This window comes from Pseudomonas yamanorum (assembly GCF_900105735.1).
Taxonomy (GTDB): domain Bacteria; phylum Pseudomonadota; class Gammaproteobacteria; order Pseudomonadales; family Pseudomonadaceae; genus Aquipseudomonas; species Aquipseudomonas yamanorum.
In genome coordinates, this window is the sequence record NZ_LT629793.1 from 6,287,765 (window position 1) to 6,310,953 (window position 23,189).

The 23,189-nt window shown below is 62.0% G+C and carries 20 protein-coding genes and 1 pseudogene; 9 read left to right on the forward strand and 12 right to left on the reverse strand.

The features are described from left to right. Positions 1-14 precede the first annotated feature (14 nt). Positions 15-857 (forward strand): PhzF family phenazine biosynthesis protein, encoded by an 843-nt coding sequence (locus BLU46_RS29320; protein ID WP_093208814.1) that lies wholly within the window; start codon positions 15-17, stop codon positions 855-857. Here BLU46_RS29320 and BLU46_RS29325 read toward each other — a convergent pair. Continuing rightward, positions 793-1,170: a thioredoxin family protein gene (locus BLU46_RS29325; protein WP_093208818.1), complete on the reverse strand. Its 378-nt coding sequence runs from the start codon at positions 1,168-1,170 to the stop codon at positions 793-795. The two genes, BLU46_RS29320 and BLU46_RS29325, sit on opposite strands and share 65 nt — an antisense overlap. Positions 1,171-1,318: 148 nt before the next feature. Continuing rightward, positions 1,319-1,555 (reverse strand): hypothetical protein, encoded by a 237-nt coding sequence (locus BLU46_RS29330; protein WP_093208824.1) that lies wholly within the window; start codon positions 1,553-1,555, stop codon positions 1,319-1,321. 336 nt (positions 1,556-1,891) lie between these two features. On the opposite strand from BLU46_RS29330, the gene BLU46_RS29335 reads away from it, so the two are divergent. From BLU46_RS29335 to BLU46_RS29370, 8 genes are all read left to right on the forward strand, one after another. After that, positions 1,892-2,740, forward strand: coding sequence for a transporter substrate-binding domain-containing protein (locus tag BLU46_RS29335; RefSeq protein ID WP_017479817.1), 849 nt, complete (start codon positions 1,892-1,894; stop codon positions 2,738-2,740). Positions 2,741-2,793: 53 nt separating this feature from the next. After that, the gene (locus tag BLU46_RS29340) at positions 2,794-3,456 is read left to right on the forward strand and encodes an amino acid ABC transporter permease (RefSeq protein ID WP_093208829.1); all 663 of its coding nucleotides are present in this window, start codon (positions 2,794-2,796) and stop codon (positions 3,454-3,456) included. Between the two features lie 9 nt (positions 3,457-3,465). Further along, positions 3,466-4,128, forward strand: coding sequence for an amino acid ABC transporter permease (locus tag BLU46_RS29345; RefSeq protein WP_017479818.1), 663 nt, complete (start codon positions 3,466-3,468; stop codon positions 4,126-4,128). Then, the gene (locus tag BLU46_RS29350) at positions 4,125-4,910 is read left to right on the forward strand and encodes an amino acid ABC transporter ATP-binding protein (protein WP_063029216.1); all 786 of its coding nucleotides are present in this window, start codon (positions 4,125-4,127) and stop codon (positions 4,908-4,910) included. Before BLU46_RS29345 ends, BLU46_RS29350 begins: the two co-directional genes overlap by 4 nt. A 24-nt stretch (positions 4,911-4,934) precedes the next feature. Then, positions 4,935-5,324: a RidA family protein gene (locus BLU46_RS29355; RefSeq protein WP_003208000.1), complete on the forward strand. Its 390-nt coding sequence runs from the start codon at positions 4,935-4,937 to the stop codon at positions 5,322-5,324. Between the two features lie 169 nt (positions 5,325-5,493). Next, positions 5,494-6,258, forward strand: coding sequence for an IclR family transcriptional regulator (locus tag BLU46_RS29360; protein ID WP_017479820.1), 765 nt, complete (start codon positions 5,494-5,496; stop codon positions 6,256-6,258). A gap of 9 nt (positions 6,259-6,267) precedes the next feature. After that, positions 6,268-7,476 (forward strand): amino acid deaminase, encoded by a 1,209-nt coding sequence (locus BLU46_RS29365; RefSeq protein ID WP_093208834.1) that lies wholly within the window; start codon positions 6,268-6,270, stop codon positions 7,474-7,476. A gap of 129 nt (positions 7,477-7,605) precedes the next feature. Beyond that, on the forward strand, positions 7,606-8,514 hold the full coding sequence (locus BLU46_RS29370) for a sugar kinase (RefSeq protein ID WP_063029221.1): 909 nt from the start codon (positions 7,606-7,608) through the stop codon (positions 8,512-8,514). 125 nt (positions 8,515-8,639) lie between these two features. Here BLU46_RS29370 and BLU46_RS29375 read toward each other — a convergent pair. From BLU46_RS29375 to BLU46_RS29420, 10 genes and pseudogenes are all read right to left on the reverse strand, one after another. Then, a pseudogene (locus BLU46_RS29375) lies at positions 8,640-8,930 on the reverse strand (peptidylprolyl isomerase); the annotation flags it as partial. 27 nt (positions 8,931-8,957) lie between these two features. Further along, a complete protein-coding gene (locus tag BLU46_RS29380) occupies positions 8,958-11,495 on the reverse strand; it encodes a PAS domain-containing hybrid sensor histidine kinase/response regulator (protein ID WP_093210211.1) in 2,538 nt (845 codons plus the stop codon). A gap of 135 nt (positions 11,496-11,630) precedes the next feature. Beyond that, positions 11,631-13,589 carry an acetoacetate--CoA ligase gene (locus tag BLU46_RS29385; protein ID WP_093208839.1) on the reverse strand — a complete coding sequence of 653 codons (1,959 nt, stop codon included), beginning with the start codon at positions 13,587-13,589 and terminating at the stop codon, positions 11,631-11,633. Positions 13,590-13,734: 145 nt separating this feature from the next. After that, complete coding sequence (locus BLU46_RS29390) at positions 13,735-14,508, reverse strand: 3-hydroxybutyrate dehydrogenase (RefSeq protein ID WP_093208843.1); 774 nt, start codon at positions 14,506-14,508, stop codon at positions 13,735-13,737. Positions 14,509-14,515: 7 nt separating this feature from the next. Then, positions 14,516-15,907 carry a GntP family permease gene (locus tag BLU46_RS29395; RefSeq protein WP_093208848.1) on the reverse strand — a complete coding sequence of 464 codons (1,392 nt, stop codon included), beginning with the start codon at positions 15,905-15,907 and terminating at the stop codon, positions 14,516-14,518. Between the two features lie 295 nt (positions 15,908-16,202). Further along, entirely contained in the window at positions 16,203-17,600 is a 1,398-nt protein-coding gene (locus BLU46_RS29400) for a sigma-54 interaction domain-containing protein (protein WP_093208853.1), read from the reverse strand. After that, the gene (locus BLU46_RS29405) at positions 17,597-19,168 is read right to left on the reverse strand and encodes an ABC transporter ATP-binding protein (protein WP_093208858.1); all 1,572 of its coding nucleotides are present in this window, start codon (positions 19,166-19,168) and stop codon (positions 17,597-17,599) included. The genes BLU46_RS29400 and BLU46_RS29405 overlap by 4 nt, the downstream gene beginning before the upstream one ends. An 11-nt stretch (positions 19,169-19,179) precedes the next feature. Further along, complete coding sequence (locus BLU46_RS29410; RefSeq protein WP_172834559.1) at positions 19,180-20,202, reverse strand: ABC transporter permease; 1,023 nt, start codon at positions 20,200-20,202, stop codon at positions 19,180-19,182. Further along, positions 20,202-21,263 carry a microcin C ABC transporter permease YejB gene (locus BLU46_RS29415; protein ID WP_093208863.1) on the reverse strand — a complete coding sequence of 354 codons (1,062 nt, stop codon included), beginning with the start codon at positions 21,261-21,263 and terminating at the stop codon, positions 20,202-20,204. Before BLU46_RS29415 ends, BLU46_RS29410 begins: the two co-directional genes overlap by 1 nt. Then, positions 21,263-23,122, reverse strand: a complete 1,860-nt coding sequence (locus BLU46_RS29420; protein WP_093208868.1) for an extracellular solute-binding protein — start codon at positions 23,120-23,122, stop codon at positions 21,263-21,265. The genes BLU46_RS29415 and BLU46_RS29420 overlap by 1 nt, the downstream gene beginning before the upstream one ends. Positions 23,123-23,189: the final 67 nt, after the last annotated feature.

A 23,189-nucleotide genomic window follows, 5' to 3' on the forward strand; every position in this document is an offset into this window, starting at 1 on the left:
GAAGGGTTACCCGAATGACTTTGGACGTGCTTAAGATTTCTGCATTTTGTGACGGTAACCAGGGCGGTAACCCGGCAGGCGTATGGATCGGTGACAACCTGCCGGAAGCCGCAGAAATGCAGCGTATCGCCCACGAAGTCGGGTTTTCGGAAACGGTATTCGCCTGCCCGCAGGATGACGGCTGGCGTGTGCGGTACTTCGCGCCGGAGTCCGAAGTCGCGTTTTGCGGGCACGCCACCATCGCCCTCGGCGCGGCCTTGAGCCTGGCGCTGGGCGACGGTGAATTCCACCTGACCTTGAACAACGGCGATATTTCCGTCAGCGGTCGCAGCGAAGGCGACCTGATCGAAGCGGCCCTGCAATCCCCGCCAACCCGCAGCGCACCGGCCAACGATGCGCTGGTGGACGCGGGCCTGACCTTGTTCGGTTATACCCGCAATGACCTGGACCCGAGCATTCCGCCGGCGATCATCCATGCTGGCATTTCCCACCTGGTGCTGGCGCTCGACAGCCGCGCCAAGCTCAGCCAGATGCACTATGAACTGGAAGCCGGTCGCCGCTACATGACCGACGCCGGTTTGGGCACCGTGGTGCTGGTGTTTGCAGAAAGCCCGACACTGTTCCACACCCGCAACCCGTTTGCGGTGGGTGGTGTGTACGAAGACCCCGCCACTGGCGCCGCGACCGCCGCCTTTGCCGGCTATCTGCGGGACCTGGGCTGGCCGCATAGCGGGTGCATCAACATCATTCAAGGCGAGGACATGGGCAGCCGTTCGCGTTTGCAGGCGCAGATCACTGATGAGAAGGGTGCCTCGATTCGGGTGTCGGGGACGGCGCGGTTGATGTTGGAGGACTGATTCTGGTCTTGGCGAACGTCTCGCTCAGGGTCTTCTCGTCGAACCCCTTCAGCTTCTCGACCATCTCGCCGTTCTGGAAAACCAGCAGTGTGGGAGTGCCGGTTACCTCTGGGTGCCTCGGGGTTTGGGCAGTGTCGAGCACCAGGCTTTTCACGGAGCTGGCGTATTTCCCGGCAATCCGTTCAAACAGTGGCCCGGCTTCCCCGCAGGCCGGGCAATGCTGCGAAACAAACAGCATGAACACTGTTTTGTGTGCCTTGAGCACCTGCTGATACGCCTTGGCATCGGCAATCACCGCCGTTGCAATTCCCATGATGATCTCCTTGAGCGAAAGGCCTGGCCCACGCTAATCCCGGCGATCAAAACCGTCTACTGTCAAAACTGACAGGTACCCACCTCCAACTGGTCCATTGTGGCGAGGGAGCTTGCTCCCGCTGGGCTGCGCAGCAGCCCCGAAGGATTCAGCGCTCCGCCCGCTCCCGAGCCTTCTTCGCCAACCCCACGCACTGCTTATAGTCGCCCTGATCCTTGGCATCCTTCGCCCGACGATACCCATGATGATTCTGCGTGGTGTAGTTCGTACTGAACGCCGCCTTCAGCTTGACCAGCTCGGCCTTGCATTCGCGCCGGTCATCCTTGGCGAACACCTGGGTAGCAAACGCCAGCGACAACAACATAAGGACAAGACTGATCTTCATCTGAACGCGTTCCTTGGGGGCTCGATCATCTGCCAAGCCTAGCCCAGCCACGGGATTCTTCCATTCACGGCCGCCGCACCGCTGTGTGCACGGTAACGACCCGCACCCGCACCCAAATGTGGCCTGTCACCCCGGTGTGTAGCCAACGGTAGCAATCCGATTTCAGCTGCTGGCCCAGTGCCTTGTTGCCGATACAAATTTATCCCGTTGATTTAAAAAGAAATTAATCCCGCAATATTTTTCTGTTACTGCGTGTGGCACACTTTCTGCTGTCTATTCCGTTGTTACATACTAAGTTCCGGTATAGCGGAATACACAACCCCTGGAGTGCTTGTCATGCATCACCGACCTTCCGTGTTCAAAGCGTGTGTTTTTCTCTTCGCCGCATCGGCTTCCCTCGCCAGCGTAGTGCAGGCGGCGGACAGCAAGCTCGATACAGTGCTCAAGCGTGGGCATCTGATCGTGGGTACAGGCAGTACCAATGCGCCGTGGCACTTCCAGGGAGCGGATGGCAAGTTGCAAGGTTTTGATATCGACATCGGCCACATCGTGGCCAAGGGGTTGTTCAACGACCCGAGCAAAGTCGAATACGTGGTGCAGTCCTCCGACGCCCGGATTCCCAACCTGTTGACCGACAAGGTCGACATGAGCTGCCAGTTCATCACCGTCACCGCCAGCCGTGCGCAGCAAGTGGCCTTCACCCTGCCGTACTACCGCGAAGGCGTGGGGCTGCTGCTGCCGGCCAACAGCAAGTACAAGGAAATCGAAGACCTGCAGGCGGCCGGCGACAGCGTCACCGTGGCCGTGCTGCAAAACGTCTACGCCGAAGAACTGGTGCACCAGGCCTTGCCTAAAGCCAAGGTCGACCAGTACGACAGCGTCGACCTGATGTACCAGGCCGTGAACTCCGGCCGTGCCGACACCGCCGCCACGGACCAGTCCTCGGTCAAGTACCTGATGGTGCAAAACCCGGGCCGCTACCGCAGCCCGGCCTACGCCTGGAGCCCCCAGACCTACGCGTGCGCCGTCAAGCGTGGCGACCAGGACTGGCTGAACTTCGTCAACACCGCGCTGCACGAAGCCATGACCGGCGTGGAGTTCCCGATGTACAAGGCCTCGTTCAAGCAATGGTTCGGTGTGGATCTGCCAGAGCCTGCGATCGGTTTCCCGGTTGAGTTCAAGTAATTCGTAAACACTGGGGGCGTCGCTGACGGCGCCCCAATCAGGTACTGCTGACCATGAACTATCAGTTGAACTTTGCCGCTGTGTGGCGCGACTTCCCCAGCTTGCTGGCGGGGCTCGGCCTCGGCCTTGAACTGGCACTGCTGTCCATCGCCATCGGTTGCGTGATCGGCCTGTTGATGGCGTTTGCCATGCTGTCCAGACACCGCGCGCTGCGCATCGTGGCCTCGGTGTATGTGACGGTGATCCGCAACACCCCGATCCTGGTGCTGATCCTGTTGATCTACTTCGCCTTGCCCAGCCTCGGGATCCGGCTGGACAAGATCCCCTCGTTCATCATCACCCTGTCGCTGTACGCCGGTGCCTACCTCACCGAAGTATTCCGCGCAGGCCTCTTGAACATTCCCAAGGGGTTGCGTGAAGCGGGCCTGGCCATCGGCCTGGGCGAATGGCGCATCCGCGCGTACATCACCGTGCCGGTGATGCTGCGCAACGTGTTGCCGGCGCTGTCGAACAACTTTATCTCGCTGTTCAAGGACACCTCCCTCGCGGCCGCCATCGCGGTGCCGGAGCTGACCTATTACGCCCGCAAGATCAACGTCGAAAGCTACCGGGTGATTGAAACCTGGATAGTCACGACCGCGCTCTACGTGGCTGCCTGTTACCTCATTGCCATGCTGCTCCGTTACCTGGAACAGCGTTTGGCGATTCGCCGCTAAGGAGCCCCCATGTACGAATCCCCCAGCTGGCTGCATGAGTTGTGGATCGCCCGGGAAACCCTCTGGGCGGGGTTCCAGACCAGCGTTTACTGCTCGGCCCTGGCCATCATCTTCGGCACCCTGATCGGCATCGTTGCCGGATTGATCCTGACCTACGGCAAATTCTGGATGCGCGTACCGTTTCGCCTGTACGTCGACCTGATCCGCGGAACGCCAGTGTTTGTGCTGGTGCTGGCATGCTTCTACATGCTGCCGGCACTCGGCTGGCAGATCACCGCGTTCCAGGCCGGTGCCGTGGGCTTGACGCTGTTCTGCGGCTCCCACGTTTCGGAAATCGTGCGCGGTGCGTTGCAAGCCATTCCCAAGGGGCAACTGGAAGCCGGCAAGGCCATCGGCCTGACGTTCTACCAGTCCCTGGGCTACGTGCTGTTGCCTCAGGCCCTGCGGCAGATCCTGCCGACCTGGGTCAACTCGTCCACGGAAATCGTCAAGGCGTCTACCTTGCTGTCGGTGATCGGCGTGGCCGAATTGCTCCTCAGCACCCAACAGGTCATTGCCCGGACGTTCATGACCCTGGAGTTCTACCTGTTCGCAGGCTTTATGTTTTTTGTCATCAACTACGCCATCGAATTACTGGGGCGTTACATTGAAAAGCGGGTGGCGTTGCCATGAACCAATCCTCAAATGAAAGCCAGCCGCTGCTGAACATTCGCGGCCTGCGTAAACAGTACGGCCCGGTGGAAGTGCTCAAGGGCGTCGACCTGAGCATGCAGCGCGGCAACGTCGTGACGTTGATCGGCTCCAGCGGTTCGGGCAAGACCACGCTCCTGCGCTGCGTCAACCTGCTGGAAGAATTCCAGGGCGGCCAGATCACCCTCGACGGTGAATCCATCGGCTACAGCGACGTCGGCGGCAAGCGCGTGCGTCACCCGGAGCGGGTGATCTCCCAACACCGTGCGATGACCGGCATGGCGTTCCAGCAGTTCAATTTGTTCCCGCACTTGACCGCCTTGCAGAACGTCACCCTGGGCCTGCTCAAGGTCAAAAAGATGGGCAAGGACGAGGCGGTTGCACTGGCGGAAAAATGGCTGGACCGTGTCGGCCTGCTGGAACGCCGCAATCACTTCCCGGGCCAACTGTCGGGCGGCCAGCAACAGCGCGTGGCGATTGCCCGGGCGATTGCGATGAACCCGAGCCTGATGCTGTTCGACGAAGTCACCTCGGCCCTGGACCCGGAGCTGGTGGGCGAAGTGCTCAGTGTGATCAAGGGTTTGGCGGAAGAGGGCATGACCATGTTGCTGGTCACCCACGAAATGCGGTTTGCCTATGAAGTCTCGGACAAGATCGTCTTCATGAACCAGGGCCGCATTGAAGAACAGGGGCCGCCGAAAGACATTTTCGAACGCCCGCAATCGCCGCGACTGGCGGAATTTCTCAAGAACATTCGTTTTTAATTCACTCGTTTCAGGAGATCCATTATGAGCATTACTCGTTACGGCACCGGCGCCACGGCCGGCGGCGGCCAGCCTCGTCCTTTCGCCCGCGCGGTGGAAGCGGATGGCTGGTTGTACGTGTCGGGCCAGGTGCCGGCGGTGGACGGTGAAATCATCACCGGCGGCATCGTCGAGCAGACGCACCAGACCATGCGCAACGTGGTGGCGATTCTCGAAGAAGCCGGCTACGCCCTGGAAGACGTGGTGCGCGTCGGTGTGTGGCTGGAAGACCCACGGGACTTCTGGAGCTTCAACAAAGTGTTCGGCGAATACTTCAACCCGGAACACGCCCCGGCGCGGGCCTGTGTGCAGGCGAACATGATGGTCGATTGCAAGGTTGAGATTGATTGCGTGGCCTACAAGAAAAAAGGCTAAATGCCCGTCTCTTGAGACCACAGGAGACCCAATGTGGGAGCGGGCTTGCTCGCGAATGCGGTGGATCAGTTGTAGATGTATTCACTGACACACCGCTTTCGCGAGCAAGCCCGCTCCCACAGGGGATCTGTGTTGATAGCTATATCTTCAAACGGGACCGACGACTGCCATGACCGAAGACACCATCAAACGCCGCGCCAAAGGCCTCGACCGGGCGTTCGATATCCTCGATTTCCTCAAGGAGATCGGCCAGCCCCTGCGCCCGAATGATATCGCCAGTGGCATTGGCAGCCCCAAATCCACGGTCTACGAACTGGTGGCCTCGCTGCTGGAACGGCGCATCCTCGAAACCGTCGGCAAGGACGGTCATGTCTACCTCGGCCGTCAGTTGTACTTCCTCGGCCAGGCCCATCTGCGCCATTTCGACCTGACCCGTGAAGCCGACCACGCCCTGCAGGAAATCGTCAGCCAGACCCACGAAACGGCACAGATGTGCCTGCTCAATGGGCGCAAATACACCGTGGCCCTGATGCGCGAAGGCGAGCGGCATTTCCGCATTTCCTCAGACATCGGCGAGAACGCGCCCATCCCCTGGACCGCCTCCGGCCGCCTGCTGTTGGGCCACCTGAGCGACCAGCAAATCATCGACCTGATCGACTATGACGACTTCATCCTCCCGGACGGTCAGCGCCTGCCTCTGGAAACCTTCCTCGGGCAAATCCGCCAGGCCACCCTCGACGGATTCTTCTCCTTCGACAGCGTCGCCGACACCTTTACCCATTGCTTTGCCGCCCCGGTTCGGGACGCTCAAGGCATCAGCATTGCGACCCTGTGCATCGTCGCCCCACGGGCCGATGCCCTCAAAAACTACAACGACTATCGCCGGGTACTGATCGAAAGCGCGAACAACCTGGCCCGTCGCATCAACGAATAGGAAACACTTATGTCTGCCTTCAATGCCGTTGAAAAAGGCGCCGCCCCGGTCGGTGCGCATCTGGTGCGTGACGTCAGCCTGCCGGCCCTGGTGCTGCACCGCGATGCCCTGGAACATAACATCCGCTGGATGCAGGATTTCGTCAGCAACAGTGGCGCGCAGCTGGCGCCCCACGGCAAGACCAGCATGATGCCGGCGCTGTTCCAGCGGCAGATCGAGCAGGGCGCCTGGGGCATCACCCTGGCCAACGCCGTGCAGACCCGCGCCGCGTATGCCGGTGGGGTTCGCCGGGTGTTGATGGCCAACCAACTGGTGGGCGCGCCGAACATGGCGCTGATTGCCGACCTACTGGCCGACCCCGAATTCGACTTCCACTGCATGGTCGACCACCCGGACAACGTGGCCGACCTGGGTTTGTTCTTTGCCGCCCGTGGCTTGCGCCTGAACGTGATGATCGAATACGGCGTGGTCGGCGGCCGTTGCGGTTGCCGCACTGAACAACAGGTGCTCGACCTGGCCAAGGCGATCAAGGCCCAGCCTGCGCTGGCCCTCACCGGCATCGAAGGCTACGAAGGGGTGATCCACGGCGAGCACGCCATCAGTGGCATCCGCGAATTCGCCGCCTCCCTGGTGCGCCTCGCCGTCGACCTGCAAAACAGCGGCGCCTTCGACCTGGCCAAGCCCATCATCACCGCCTCGGGTTCGGCCTGGTACGACCTGATCGCCGAATCCTTCGAAGCCCAGAACGCCGCCGGCCGCTTCCTCAGCGTATTGCGCCCGGGGAGCTACGTGGCGCACGACCATGGCATCTACAAAGAAGCACAGTGCTGCGTACTCGACCGCCGCAGCGACCTCAACGAAGGCCTGCGCCCGGCGCTGGAAGTCTGGGCCCACGTGCAATCGCTGCCGGAGCCAGGCTTCGCGGTGATCGCCCTGGGCAAGCGCGACGTCGCCTACGACGCCGGCCTGCCAGTGCCGCTCAAGCGCTACAAGGCGGGCGTGCTGCCGGCCGAGGGTGATGACGTGACCGCGTGCAAGGTCACCGCCGTGATGGACCAGCATGCGTTCATGGTGGTTGCGCCGGGGGTTGAGTTGCGCATTGGCGACATCATCTCCTTCGGTACTTCCCACCCGTGCCTGACCTTCGACAAGTGGCAAGTGGGTAATTTGGTGGATGAGCAGTTGCAGGTGATCGAAAGCCTGCATACCTGCTTCTAGACCGAGTCGCGCCTTTCGCGAGCAAGCCCGCTCCCACATTCGACCGAGTTCCTTCAGTTGAAATGCGATCAAATGTGGGAGCGGGCTTGCTCGCGAAGAGGCCCTCCAGTACATCGAGAGCCCCCAGACATGAACACACAACCGCGCATCGCCCTCATCGGCGAATGCATGATCGAACTGCAACACCGCGCCGACGGCAGCCTGCAACAAAGCTTCGGCGGCGACACCCTGAACGCCGCCGTCTACCTGCGCCGCGAGTTGGGTGAACCCAGCACCGTCGACTACGTCACCGCCCTGGGCGATGACAGTTTCAGCGACGCCATGTGCAAGCACTGGGCCGAAGAAGGCCTGGGCCTGGGCATGGTCCAGCGCCTGCCCGGGCGGTTGCCGGGGTTGTACTGCATCCAGACCGATGCCAACGGCGAGCGCAAATTCCTTTACTGGCGCAACGAAGCGGCCGTGCGCGACTGCTTCACCACGCCGGCGGCCGAGCCGATCCTGGCGGCTCTGGCGGCATACGACGTGGTGTATTTCAGCGGCATCACCCTGGCGGTACTGGGCGAAGTGGGCCGTGGGCGTTTGCTGGAAACCCTGATCGAAACCCGCCAGCGCGGCGGCAAGGTGGTGTTCGACAACAACTACCGGCCACGCCTGTGGGCCAGTGTGGACGCGGCGCGTGCGGCGTATCACCGGGTATTGGCCGAAGTGGACATTGCCTTGCTGACGGAAGATGACGAGCGCGCATTGTTTGGCTATGAGGACAGCGAGCAGGTGTTTGCGGCGTATCCGGACATTGCTGAGGTGGTGCTGAAGCGTGGGGCGGATGCGTGTTTGATTCGCTGTGAAGGTGATCGATTCGAGGTGCCGGCGTTGGTGGTGGAGAAGGTGGTCGACACCACGGCGGCGGGGGATTCGTTCAGTGCGGCGTATCTCGCCAGTCGGCTCAAGGGAGGTTCACCGCAGGATGCAGCACTGGCCGGGCATCGATTGGCGAGCCGGGTGATTCAGGTGCCGGGTGCTTTGATTCCGCGAGATTGAGGTGCCTGGCCGCCTGCGGCGGATCGCGGGCAAGCCCGGCTCCCACAGTTGACCGCATTATTGAGAGAGAACTCGGTCAACTGTGGGAGCTGGCTTGCCTGCGATAGCGGTCTAAAGCCCACCGCTCAATCCCGGTAAAACACCTGCACCAAGTGATACCCAAACTTGCTCTTGATCGGCCCATGAACCACCTTCACCGGCTTCTTGAAGATCACCGCATCAATCACCCCCACCATCTGCCCCGGTCGCACTTCACCCAAATCACCGCCGCGCTTGGCGGAAGGGCAGGTGGAGTACTTCTTGGCCAACACGTCAAACGCTTCGCCCTTGGCAATACGCTGCTTGAGCTGTTCGGCTTCCTCACTGGTTTTCACCAGAATGTGACGGGCTTGGGCTTTCATTGATCGGTCCTGATGTGAAACGGCGCGCGATTATGCCTGAAGTCAGGCCTCTGAGCTGATCATGCTGCGGATTTTGTTAGCCAGCAGGTCAATCGAAAACGGCTTGGCCACCATGTCCATGCCTTCCTCCAGGAACCCCTGGCGCTCGGCGGCTTTCTCGGCGTAACCGGTCATGAACAGCACCTTGAGTGCCGGCCGGTGTTGCCGGGCGATTTCGGCCAATTGCCGACCATTCATTCCCGGCAAGCCCACATCGGTCACCAGCAAATCCACCCGCAGGTCGGACTCCAGCAACGGCAATGCCGCCCGCGCATCGGCGGCCTGATGCGCGGTATAGCCCAGTTCACCCAGCACATTCACCACCAGCATCCGTACCGCCGCGTCATCCTCGACCACCACCACCGCTTCACCCGCCAGGGCCACCGGGGCTTCACCGTGGCTGGCGGGCACGGTGCGTTCCAGTGCAGTGCCATGCAGGCGCGGCAGGTACAACCGCACACAAGTGCCCTGGCCCGGCTGGCTTTCAATGGTCACGTGCCCGCCGGATTGCTGGGCAAACCCATAGATCATCGACAACCCGAGGCCGGTGCCCTGGCCGATAGGCTTGGTGGTGAAGAACGGGTCGAAAGCCTTGGCGAGAATCTTCGCGGTCATGCCGGCGCCGTTGTCGCTCACGCCAAGCATCACATAGTCGCCGGCCTTGACCGGCTCCAGGGTGGTGATGTCGGTGCCGTCGAGGTAGCTGTTGGCGGTCTCGATGCACAATTGCCCGCCGTCGGGCATCGCATCGCGGGCGTTGATCACCAGGTTGAGCAGGGCGTTTTCCAACTGGCTGGCGTCGGTGTTCACCGGCCACACGTCGGTGCCCAGTTGCACCTTGAGTTCGATGTGCGCGCCCTTGGTGCGGCGGAACAGGTCTTCCAGGGACGCCACCAACTGATTCGGATCCACCGGCTTGGGGTCCAGGGATTGGCGGCGGGAGAACGCCAGCAGGCGGTGGGTCAGCGCAGCGGCACGATGAGCCGAGGACACCGCGGCGTCGGTGAAGCGGCCGATCTCGTCGCTGCGTCCGGCTGCGATGTAGCGTTGCATCAGGTCCAGGCTGCCGATGATCCCGGTGAGCATGTTGTTGAAGTCATGGGCGATGCCGCCGGTGAGCTGGCCGACCGCTTCCATCTTCTGGGCATGGCGCAGGGCGTCTTCGGCACGCTCGCGCTCGAACATCTCGTTTTGCAGGCGCTGGTTGGCTTCGGCCAGGGCCTGGGTGCGTTGGTTGACGCGCTCTTCGAGGTTTTCGTTGAGGTGACGCAGGGCTTCTTCGGTCAGTTTGCGCTCGGTCTCGTCGATCACAAAAATGTAGAAACCGTTGACTGAACCGTCAGCGCTGAAACGCGGCAGGTACTTCATCAGCGCGTGGCGGGGTCGGCCGTCATGGTGCGGCGTGACGGTGACAAAACTGCAAGCCTTGCCCTTGAGCGCCGCCTCGATCTTGTCGACGCGCCCGGCATAGATCTCGTCGCCCACGACTTCGCGGATGGTCTTGCCGTACAGCTCCTGCGGGGTCATGCCGTACCAGTCCAGGTAGGCGCTGTTGTTCAGGCGAAAACGCTGCTCGTGGTCGACATAGCCGATCAGCACCGGCATGGCGTTGATGATCAGTTGCAGCTCGGTCTGGCTTTGGCGCAGGGCCTGTTCGGTGTGCTTGCGTTCGGTCAGGTCGAGGGCGGCGCCGAGAAAGCGTGCCGGTCGGCCATGGTGATCCTTGTAGCAACGGCCCCGGGCAAACACCCAGCGCACTTTGCCGTCGGCCTGCAGCAGGCGGTATTCCTCGGCGTATTCGGTGCCGTGGGTGATGCAATGCTTGATGCTGCGGGCCACCATGCCACGGTCTTCGGGGTGCACGCCTTGCAGGTAGTCGCTGATGGGCAGCAGGCCGGCATCGCAGGGGTCAACCCCATGCAGTTGGGCGAAATGTGCATCGGCGATAAACCGGTCTTCGCCAATGTCCCAGTCCCAGGTGCCCACGGCGTCGGTGGCGGCCAGGGCCAGTTGCAGGCGCTGTTCGGTATCGCGCTGGGCCCTGAGGCTGTTTTCGGTGCGCTGCTGGAGTTCCAGGGCGATGCGCCGGCGCTCGTTGGTTTCGATGGCGGTGATCAGGATTCCGGCGACCTCACCACGCTCGTCGCGGATCGGGCTGTAGGTCAGGTCGAGCCAGATCTCGGTGTCGCGGTGATTGCGTTGCAGCACGAAACGCTGCTCGGTGAACGTGCGCACCTGGCCCGCGAAGACGGCGCTGTAGATCGGGTCGGTGAAGGGCTTGAGTTCCGGCCAGATCAGGTCGGCAGGCTGGCCAAAGGCGCCAGGGTGCTTGTTGCCGGCCAGCATTGCGAAGCCGTCATTGTAAATCTGGGTGAGTTCGGCACCCCACAACAACAGCATCGGCATGGGTGAATGGATCACGATGTCGACGGCTGTGCGGAGGCTTTGCGGCCAATCAATGGCGTCACCGAGGGGGCTTCGTGCCCAGTCCAGCCGCGCAATCAGTGCTGCGGCCTCGCTGCCGGTGGGTGATACGTTCATGAAAATGCCCTGCGCGTAACGCTTGAATAATGACAAAAGCCGATTATCCCGCGAGGAGTGATCGGCTTTCCACCCTCGAAAAATAGCATGCTTGAGGGTTTTGTCTTCAAATGAGTGCTGAAGGGCTAAAACGTTTCATCTTTCTGCCAGCTCCGGGCGATCACGAAATTGCTCCAGTGCCTCGGGGTTGGCCAGGGCGTCGGTGTTCTTCACCGCCTCGCCATGCACCACGTTGCGCACCGCCAGTTCGACGATCTTGCCGCTGATGGTGCGCGGGATATCCGTCACCGCGAGGATCTTCGCCGGCACGTGGCGCGGCGTGGTGTTGGCGCGGATCACTTGGCGGATCTGCTGCTCCAAGGCGTCATCCAGCTCCACGCCGTCGCTGAGCCGCACAAACAGCACCACCCGTACGTCATCCTGCCAGCGTTGGCCGATGGCCAGGCTTTCCAGGACCTGCGGCACTTTTTCCACCTGGCGATAAATCTCTGCGGTGCCGATGCGTACGCCGCCGGGGTTGAGTACGGCGTCCGAGCGGCCATGGATCAGCAGGCTGCCATTGGGCCGTTGTTCGGCGTAGTCGCCCTGGGCCCACACGCCGGGAAACTGGCCGAAATACGAGGCCCGCAGTTTTTCCTGGTGCGGGTCATTCCACAAGCCGATAGGCATCGCCGGGAAGTGCCGGGTGCACACCAGTTCGCCTTTTTCGCCTATCAGCGGGCGACCTTTGTCGTCCCAGACTTCGATGGCCATTGCCAGGCTCTTGCACTGCATCTCGCCACGCCGCACCGGCAGCACCGGGTTGCCGATCACAAAGCAGGAGACGATGTCGGTACCGCCGGACATCGACGACAGGCACAGCTCCGGCTTGATCTCGCGGTACACGTAGTCGTAGCTCTGGGGCGACAGCGGCGAGCCGGTGGAGATCAAACCCTTGAGACTGCCCAGGTCGTGACTCAGCCGCGGTTGCAGCCCGGCCTTTTCCAGGGTGGCGAGGAACTTCGGGCTGGTGCCGAACACGCTGATTTTTTCCTGGTCGATCAGGTCCATCAGGCGTTCCGGCCCCGGGTGAAACGGTGAGCCGTCATACAGCACCGCCGTGGCGCCGATGGCCAGCACCGACACCAGCCAGTTCCACATCATCCAGCCGCAGGTGGTGTAGTAGAACAGGCAGTCATCCCGCGACAGGTCGGCGTGCAGGCCGTGTTCCTTGAGGTGCGTGAGCAGTACGCCGCCCGTGCCGTGGATGATGCACTTGGGCACGCCGGTGGTGCCGCTGGAATAGAGGATGTACAGCGGATGATCGAAGGGCACGGCGACGAAATCGGGTTCGCCGCCGGGGCTGTAGAAGTCGTCCCAGAGCGCGACGTTGGCCCGAGTCTGATAATCCTCGGGACGCGCCTGCGGGCGGGCATACGGCACGATGATCAGCTGTTGCAGGGACGGCAGCCGTTCGAGGATTTCATTGAGCTTGCTGCTTTGGTCGATGACCTTGCCGGCATACCGGTAACCGGCGCAGGTGATCAGTACCTTGGGTTCGATCTGGCCGAAGCGGTCGATCACTCCTTGGGTGCCGAAGTCGGGCGAGGAGCACGACCAGATCGCGCCGAGGCTGGTGGTGGCGAGCATGCCCACCAGGGTTTGCCAGGTATTGGGCATGCACGCGGCGACCCGGTCCCCCACGCCCACACCGGCCGCCCGCAGGCTACGTTGCAGTCCAGCGACGTGGCGGGCCAGTTCGGCATAGGTCAGTTGTTCGCGCTGGCCGTCTTCGCTGATGGCGACCACCGCAGGATGATCGTCGCGGCGGCGCAGCAGGTGTTCGGCAAAGTTCAGGGTAGCGCCGGGAAACCACTGGGCGCTGGGCATCTCGGCGCCTTCGATCAGTACCGCGTTGGGTGGCGTGCGGAACTGCACCTCGAAGAACTCGACAATGGACTGCCAGAAGTCCGGGCGCTGGTCGATGCTCCATTGGTGCAGGGCCGGGTAGTCGCTGATTTGCAAGGCATGGCGTTCATTGATGAAGCGCCGGAACTGGTCCATCCGGGTGTTGTGGATGCGTTCGGGGGAGGGTTGCCAGAGTATTTCGGACATAGGTGAGTCTCTCTCGTTCCCACGCTCCGCGTGGGAATGCCTCATTGGACGCTCTGCGTCCGCTCTTGGGACGCGGAGCGTCCCGGGCTGCATTCCCACGCGGAGCGTGGGAACGATCAAGCTGCGGTGTCTTGGGAATCGTCGTTTACTGGGCCAGCCAGCCGCCGTCGATATTCCACGCCGCGCCCCGCACCTGGCTGCCGGCTTCACTGCACAGGAACAGCACCAGCTCACCCAATTGCGGCGGCGTCACGAACTCCAGGGACGGCTGCTTCTCCGCCAGCAAATCCTGCTGCGCCTGCTGCGGATCAACCCCGCTGGCAATGCGATCATCAATCTGCTTCTGCACCAGCGGCGTCAACACCCAGCCCGGGCAGATGGCATTACAAGTGACATTACTCTGGGCGGTTTCCAGGCCCACCACCTTGGTCAACCCGATCACCCCGTGCTTGGCAGCGACGTAAGCCGCCTTACCCACCGAACCCACCAGCCCATGCACCGAGGCGATATTGACGATCCGCCCCCAGCCCTTGGCCTTCATCCCCGGCAGGCTCAACCGCGTGCTGTGGAACACCGACGACAGGTTGATCGCAATGATCGAATCCCAGCGCTCCACCGGGAACTCGTCCACCGGCGCCACATGCTGGATCCCGGCGTTGTTCACCAGAATGTCGATGCCGCCAAACTCGCGCTCGGCGTAGGCGATCATCTTGGCGATCTGCGCCGGGTCGCTGACGTCGGCCGGGTGATGCCCCACCTTGCCACCGAAGGCCTGCACCTGGGCGATCACCGCGCTGGCGTCGCCGAAGCCGTTGAGGATCAGGTTGGCGCCGGCCTTGGCCAGGCTCAGGGCGATGCCCAGGCCGATGCCGCTGGTGGAGCCGGTGACCAGGGCGGTCTTGCCGTTCAATGTCGTCATATCAACCTCACACAATGCCGGTGGCGTAGAAAGTACCAATCACCACGAACACCGCGAGGGTCTTGATGATCGTGATGCCGAAAATATCTTTATAGGCTTCGCGGTGGGTCAGCCCGGTGACCGCCAGCAACGTGATCACGGCGCCGTTGTGGGGCAGGGTGTCCATGCCGCCGCTGGCCATGGCCGCGACCCGGTGCAGTACTTCAAGAGGGATATTGGCCGCATGGGCTGCTGAAATAAAGCTCTCCGACATGGCCGCCAGCGCAATGCTCATGCCGCCCGAGGCGGAACCGGTGATACCGGCCAGCAGGGTCACGGTAATCGCTTCGTTGACCAATGGGTTGGGAATGCCCTTGAGCCAGTCCGCCAGCACCAGGAAGCCCGGCAGCGAGGCGATCACCGCACCAAAACCGTATTCCGAAGCGGTGTTCATCGCCGCCAGCAATGCACCGCTGACCGCGCTCTTGCTGCCCTCGGCGAGCTTGCTGCGAATCGCCGAGAAGCCGAATACCAGCACCACGATAATCCCCACCAGCAACGCCGCCTGCACTGCCCAGATCGCCGTAAGCTTGGCGACTTCGGTCTGCACCGGCACGCTCATGCCCGGCAGGCTGAGGGTGTGGGTCTTGCCGTACCACAGCGGAATCCAGTGGGTGAACAGCAGGTTCATGATGCCCACCAGCAGCAGCGGCGACAGGGCGATCCACGGGTTGGGCAGCTTGATGTCTTCGGCGGTCTCCGGCTCGTTGCGCAGGTTGGTGCCATAGCCTTCACCGGCACGCTGAGCCTTGTTGCGCTGGCGGGCGAGGTACAGCATGCCGACGCAGAACACGAAGATAGTGCCGATCAGCCCCAGCCACGGCGCAGCCCAGGCGGTGGTGTTGAAGAAGGTACTGGGGATGATGTTCTGGATCTGCGGCGTGCCGGGCAGGGCGTCCATGGTGAACGAGAACGCACCGAGGGCGATGGTCGCCGGCAGCAGGCGCTTGGGGATATTGCTCTGGCGGAACATCTCGGCGGCAAACGGGTACACCGCGAACACCACCACAAACAGCGACACGCCGCCGTAGGTCAGCAGGGCGCACACCAGCACGATCACCAGCATCGCCTGGCGGGTGCCGAGCAAGCGGATCGCGGCGGCGACGATGGAGCGCGAGAAGCCGGAGATTTCAATCAGCTTGCCGAACACCGCGCCGAGCAGGAACACCGGGAAGTACAGCTTGAGGAAGCCGACCATTTTCTCCATGAACACGCCGGTGAAGGCGGGGGCGACGGCGGAAGGGTCGGTGAGCAGCACAGCGCCGAGGGCGGCGATGGGGGCAAACAGGATGACGCTGTAGCCACGGTAGGCGGCCAGCATCAGCAGCGCCAGGGCTGCGAGGGCAATGATCACACTCATGGTGTGTCTCCATCTGATTGTTATTTTTGTGGGGTGAGGCGGTGGGGAAGGGCTATAGCGAGATGTGTGCCAAGTGGTTAAATTGTTGATATATATAGAGAAATTATTGACCTGTGAATGTGTTCTCAAGTTTTGTCCCGAATTTGAGACTGTTGGAGATCAAATGTGGGAGCGGGCTTGCTCGCGAATGCGGTATATCAGGCAGTAATTCATGCACTGACACACCGCATTCGCGAGCAAGCCCGCTCCCACATTGGATTTTCTCTGTATTTGGAATTATGTCTCTGTTTTGAGACTAGGCGATGCCCAGCGCGACCATTTTCTTGTACAAGGTCGACCGGCCAAGCCCCAGCCGCTTCGCCGCCTCCACCACATTCCCTTCACACGCCTTCAACGCCGCCCCAATCACCTGCCGATCAAACCGTTCCCTGGCCGCACTGAAACTCTCGCCCTCAACGGTCTCTACCGAACTGTGCTCCACCGGACTGAACGTACCAATTGCCGCGCGGATTTCACGGGCATCCAGCACCAGGTCATCACTCAACAACGCCGCCCGCTCCAGCACATTGCGCAGCTCGCGGATATTCCCCGGCCACGCATGCTGCGCCAACAACGCCAAGGCCTCGCGGTCCAGTTCATGCTGGCTGCGCAACTCCTCCAGGATCGCCTCACTCAATGCCGGCAAATCATCCAGCCGTGCGCGCAACGGCGGTACCTGGATCGGCAGCACATTCAGGCGGTAATACAGGTCCGCCCGAAATTCCCCGCGCTTGATCGCCGCTTCCAGGTCCATCGACGTGGCGGCAATCACCCGCACATCACTGTGGATCATCTCGTTGGAGCCCACGGGCTCGAACTCTTTCTCCTGCAACACCCGCAGTAGCTTGCTTTGCAGCGGCAGGGGCATGTCGCCGATCTCATCGAGAAACAGCGTGCCGCCCTGGGCAATCTGCAATTTGCCGGGACGGCCCTTGCGGTCGGCGCCGGTAAATGCGCCCGGTGCCGTGCCAAAGAATTCGGCTTCCAGCAAATCATGGGGAATCGCTGCGCTGTTGATGCTCACAAAGGCTTTGTGCGCCCGAGGCGATGCACCGTGAATTGCCTGGGCCAGAAGCTCCTTGCCGGTCCCGGTTTCCCCCAGCAACAACACCGGCGAGTCCGCGCTGGCACTGCGCCGCGCCCGGCGTTTGACTTCCAGGCTGGCCGCGCTGGTGCCGATAAAGTGCGCGAAGTTGTACTTGCTTTGCCGTGACCTCAGCAACGACCGGGTGGACGCCAGTTCCTGCTGCATGCTCAGGTAGCGCTCGATCAGCGGCGACAGGTTGCGCAGCTCATCAAACAACGCAAACCCGATGGCGCCGATCACCTTGCCGGCGTCGTCATGGATCGGCAGGCGCATCACCACCAGCGGGCCTTTGGGCGTGTCCTGGATATCCAGCAATATCGGCTGGTCGTTACGTACCACCTGGCGCAGCAGGCTGTTGGAAATCACCTGCTCGCACGGCTGGCCGATGGCCTCGTCGGCGCTTTTCAGGCCGAAGCGCTTGGCGTAACGCTCGTTCATCCAGACGATGTTGGCGTCACCGTCGACAATCACCGTGCCTTCGCTGGACTGCTCGATGATCTCGAACAACGACTGGATCGCCAGGCCACGAACGTATTGGTAATCCTTGAGGCTGCCGCTGGTGTTCATGGATGCGCCGCCGCGAGGAGTTCCTGGGTGTAGGGGTGTTGAGGCGCGGCAAACACTTCGTCGCTCGGCCCGCGCTCCACCACCTTGCCGTCCTTGATCACGATCATGTCGTGGGCCAGGGCCCGCACCACTGCCAGGTCGTGACTGATAAACAGGTAAGTCAGGCCGTATTTTTCCTGCAGCTCAAGCAGCAGGGCGACCACTTGTTTCTGCACGGTACGGTCCAGCGCCGAGGTGGGTTCGTCCAGCAGAATCAACGCCGGTTTGAGTACCAAAGCCCGGGCGATGGCGATGCGTTGGCGCTGGCCGCCGGAGAATTCGTGGGGGTAGCGATGGCGGCTGGCGGGGTCCAGGCCGACATCTTCCAGCACGCGGATCACTTGGGCTTCGCGGTCCTTGAGGCTGCACGGGGCATGCACTTCGAGGCCTTCGCTGATGATCTGCGCCACCGACATCCGCGGGCTGAGGCTACCGAACGGGTCCTGGAACACCACCTGCATCTGCTTGCGCCACGGCTGCATCTGCTTTTGCGTCAGGCCTTCGAGAGCCTCGCCCTGGAAGCGAATCGTGCCGCTGGAATCCAGCAGCCGCAGAATCGCTTGGCCCAGTGTGGATTTGCCCGAGCCGGACTCGCCGACAATCCCCAAGGTCTTGCCGCGCTGCACCGTCAGGCTGATGCCGTCCACCGCTTGCAGGTACTGCTTGCGCCGGAACAGTCTGCCGCCCAGCGGGAACTGCACGCTCAGGTCATCCACCTGCAACACCGTCTCCCGCGCCTCGTGATTCAAGACGATGCCTGCCGGTTCAGCATCCAGCAGCAGGCGGCTGTAAGGGTGTTTGGGGGCGCAGAACAGGGTTTCGCAATCTGCCTGCTCGACAATCTCCCCGGCCTTCATCACGCACACCCGCTGGGCAATGCTGCGCACCAGGTTGAGGTCGTGGCTGATCAGCAGCAACGACATGCCCAGGCGTTGTTGCAGGGACTTGAGCAGCAGCAGGATCTTGCGTTGCACCGTCACATCCAGCGCGGTGGTCGGTTCGTCGGCGATCAACAATTCCGGCTCGCAGGCCAGGGCCATGGCGATCATCACCCGCTGGCGCTGGCCGCCGGAGAGTTGATGGGGGTAGGCCTTGAGGCGTTCCTGGGGCTTCTGGATGCCCACCAGTTCCAGCAACTCAAGGATCCGCGCCTGGGCTTGCTTGCCGCCCAGGCCCTTGTGCAACAGCAGGGTTTCGCCGATTTGCTTCTCGATGCTGTGCAGCGGATTCAGGGAAGTCATCGGCTCCTGGAAGATCATCGCAATCCGGTTGCCCCGCAGTTTTTGCAGGGTGGCGGGCGAAGCACCGAGCAGTTCCTGGCCGCGATAACGCACCGAGCCGGTGGTTTCGGTGCCGGCCTCGGGCAGCAGTTGCAGGATCGAGTGGGCGGTCACCGACTTGCCCGACCCCGACTCGCCCACCAGCGCCAGGCACTCGCCGGGGCGCACGTCCAGGCACAGGTTGCGCACCACGGTCTGGCCGTTGAAGGCGACGCTCAGATCGCGAATCTCGATCAGGTTTTCAGTCATCTCAGGGCCCTTCATGAGCGTGGGTCGAAGGCGTCACGCAACGCCTCGCCGATAAACACCAGCAACGACAGAATCAGCGCCAGGGTGAAAAATGCAGTCAGCCCCAGCCATGGCGCTTGCAGGTTCTGCTTGCCCTGGGCGATCAGCTCGCCCAGTGACGCGCTGCCGGCGGGCATGCCGAAGCCGAGGAAATCCAGGGCGCTCAAGGTAGAAATCGCCCCGGTCAAAATGAACGGCAAGTAGCTGAGGGTGGCGGTCATTGCGTTCGGCAGGATATGCCGGCGGATGATCTTGCCGTCCCCCAGCCCCAGCGCCCGCGCAGCCTTGACGTACTCCAGGTTGCGCCCCCGCAGGAACTCGGCGCGCACCACGTCCACCAGGGCCAGCCACGAAAACAGCGCCATGATCCCCAGCAACCACCAGAAATTCGGCTCGACAAACCCCGACAGGATGATCAGCAAATACAGCACCGGCAGGCCGGACCACACTTCCAATATTCGTTGCCCGAGCAAGTCGACCCAGCCGCCGTAGTAACCCTGCAACGCCCCGGCGGCGATGCCGATGGCGGCGCTGATGGCGGTGAGGGCCAGGGCAAACAGGATCGATACCCGTGCACCGAAGATCACCCGCGCCAGTACGTCGCGGGATTGGTCGTCGGTGCCCAGCCAGTTCACGCTCGATGGCGGGCTGGGGGCAGGGCGGGTCAGTTCGTAGTTGGGGGTGTCGTCGCTGAACGGGATCGGCGGGAACAGCATCCAGCCGCCGTCCTTCTTGATCAGGTTCTGCACGTATTCACTGCGGTAGTCCGCCTGGAACGGCAGTTGCCCGCCGAACTCCTGCTCGGTGTAGCGCTTGAATACCGGGAAATACAGTTCGTTCTGGTAGCTGAGCACCAAGGGTTTGTCATTGGCGATCAACTCGCCGCCGAGGGTCAGGATAAACAGGCCGATAAACAGCCACAGCGACCACCAGCCGCGACGGTTTTTCTTGAAGCGTTCAAAGCGCCGGCGGGCCACGGGAGAGAGCTTGATCATCAGGCGTTCCTCGCGGCGAAGTCGATACGCGGGTCCACCAGGGTGTAGCAAAGGTCACCGATGAGTTTTATCAAAAGGCCAAACAGCGTGAAGATAAACAACGAGCCGAACACCACCGGATAGTCCCGTGAAACCGCCGCTTCGTAGCTCATGCGGCCCAGGCCATCGAGGGAGAAAATCACCTCGATCAGCAGCGAACCGGCAAAGAACACCGCGATAAACGCCTGGGGAATCCCCGAAATCACCAACAGCATGGCATTGCGGAACACATGCCCGTAAAGCACCCGGCGTTCACTCAAGCCTTTGGCTCGGGCGGTGACCACGTACTGGCGGGTGATTTCATTGAGGAACGAGTTTTTGGTGAGGATGGTCAAGGTGGCGAAACCGCCGATCACCAGGGCGCTGACCGGCAGTACCAGGTGCCAGAAGTAATCGGCGATCTTGCCGACGGTGCTCAACTGGTCGAAGTTTTCCGAGACCAGTCCGCGCACCGGGAACCAGTTCAGCGAAGTGCCGCCGGCGAAGACCACGATCAGGAACATCGCAAACAGAAACGCCGGCATCGCATACCCAATCACGATCGCGGTGCTGCTCCACACATCGAAACTGCTGCCATGGCGCACCGCCTTGCGAATCCCCAGCGGGATCGACACCAGGTAGGTGATCAAGGTGGCCCACAGGCCGAGGGAAATGGTCACCGGCATCTTTTCCAGGATCAGGTCGGTCACGCTTTTGCCGCGGAAGAAACTGTTGCCGAAATCCAGTTGGGCGTAGCTCTTGAGCATCAGCCACAGGCGTTCCGGCGCGGGCTTGTCGAAGCCGTATTGTTTTTCGATGTCCTTGATCAGTTTCGGGTCCAGGCCACGGCTGGCCCGTGAGCCGCTGCTGAGGCTTTCGGCAGACGAGCCGCCGACGCCACCGCCACCGATGCCTTGCAGGTGGGCAATGGCCTGTTCCACCGGCCCGCCGGGCGCGGCCTGCACGATAACGAAGTTCACCAGCAGGATAATCACCAGGGTGGGAATGATCAGCAGCAAGCGCCGCACGATATAGGCAAGCATCAGTGGGCTCCCGGGCGTTTGGTCAGTTCGGCTTTCATCTGTTCATTGGTCAGCGGCGTGGGGCTGATTTCCCACCAGGTTTCCAGGGCCTCATCGGTCTTGGCTTCCACGGCTGGGCGGCCGAAGCGGTTCCACCACGCGGCGGAGGTGCCCGGCGGGTAGTAGTTGGGAATCCACAGGTAATTCCATTGCAGCACGCGGTCCAGGGCGTGGGCGTAACTGAGCATCTGCGACTGGGTGTTGGCCTTGACCAGGCCGTTGATCAGGCTGTCCACGGCTGGGTCCTTGAGGACCATGTAGTTGTTGGCGCCGGTATCAAACGCGGCGGCCGAGCCAAAGTAGTTGTACAACTCCATCCCCGGCGAGGTGGTGACCGGGAAACCGGTGACGATCATGTCGTAATCCCGGGCCATCAGGCGGTTGACGTATTGCGAGGAGTCGATACGGCGGATATTGAGGGTGATGCCGATCTGCGCCAGGTTGCGTTTATACGGCAACAACAGGCGCTCAAGGCCGTTCTGGGCGTTGAGGAAGGTGAACTCCAGCGGCTCTCCTTCGGCATTTACCAGTTTGTCGCCGTCGGGTTTCCAGCCAGCCTGTTCCAGCAGGGCCAGGGCTTGCAGTTGCTTGTCGCGGATCATCCCGGTGCCGTCAGTGGTGGGGGCCTTGAACACCTGGGTGAAGACTTCGTCGGGAATCTGCCCGCGCAAAGGTTCCAGAATCGCCAGTTCCTGGGCATCCGGCAGTTGAGTCGCCGCCAGCGGGCTATTGGAGAAGAAGCTTTGCTGGCGGATGTACATGTTGCGCATCATCTGCCGGTTGGCCCACTCGAAGTCCCACAGCATGGCCAGGGCCTGGCGCACGCGGCGGTCCTTGAACATTGGCTTTTGCACGTTGAACACGTAACCCTGGGCAGGTTGCGGCGCCTCCTTGGCCAGGTGCGCGCGCTGCAGGCGACCATCGTCGAGGGCCGGGCCGTTGTAGCCGATGGAGTAGCCGGTGGCAGAGAATTCGCGGTTGAAGTCGTAGGCTCCGCCCCGCAGGACCTGGCGCGCCACTTCGGTGTCGCCGAAGTATTCCAGGCTCAAGTGATCGAAGTTGTACAAGCCACGGCTGATGGGCAGGTCCTTGCCCCACCAGTTCGGGTCACGCTTGAAGGTGATGGTGTTGCCGGCATCCACCTTGCTGATGGTGTAGGGGCCGCTGCCGAGGGGAATCTCGTAGCCGCCGCCGTCGGCAAAGTTGCGGGTCTTCCACCAATGCTCGGGGAATACCGGCAGGGTGGCGACATCCAGGGGCAGGGTGCGGTTTTCGTTGCTGGAGAAGTCGAAGCGCACCTGGCGCGGGCCTTCGACTTCGACGTGTTTGACGTCGGCGAACAGCGTGCGGTAGCGCAGGCTGCCCTGGGTCATCAGCAGGTCGAAGGTGTAGCGCACGTCTTCGGCGGTGATCGGCTGGCCATCGGCGAAACGGGCCTTGGGGTTCAGGTAAAAACGCAGGGACAGACCATCGTCTGACCGCTCCAGCTTTTCCGCCACCAGGCCGTAGACCGTGTAGGGCTCATCCAGGGAACGCTGGGCCAGGGGCGAATACAGCCAACCGTCGACCTGGCTGACGCCGATGCCTTTGTCGCCATAGGGCAATACATGGTCGTAGCGCCCGATTTCGATCGCTGAACGCCGCAAGCTGCCGCCCTTGGGGGCATTGGGGTTGGCGTAGTCGAAATGGGTGAACCCGGGTTGGTATTTGGCCGGTTCGCCGTACACGGTCAGTGCCGATTGCGGCGCAGCGATCACGGCGGTGCTGGCCAGCAATAGGGCCAGGGTGGAGCAAAGCAGGGTAGAAAAAGCGACTCGCATTATCAGCCTTGGGCGCCGGGTGAAGAGGTAAGGGGATTTGTACGCTATGCGCGTACGCCTCGCCAGT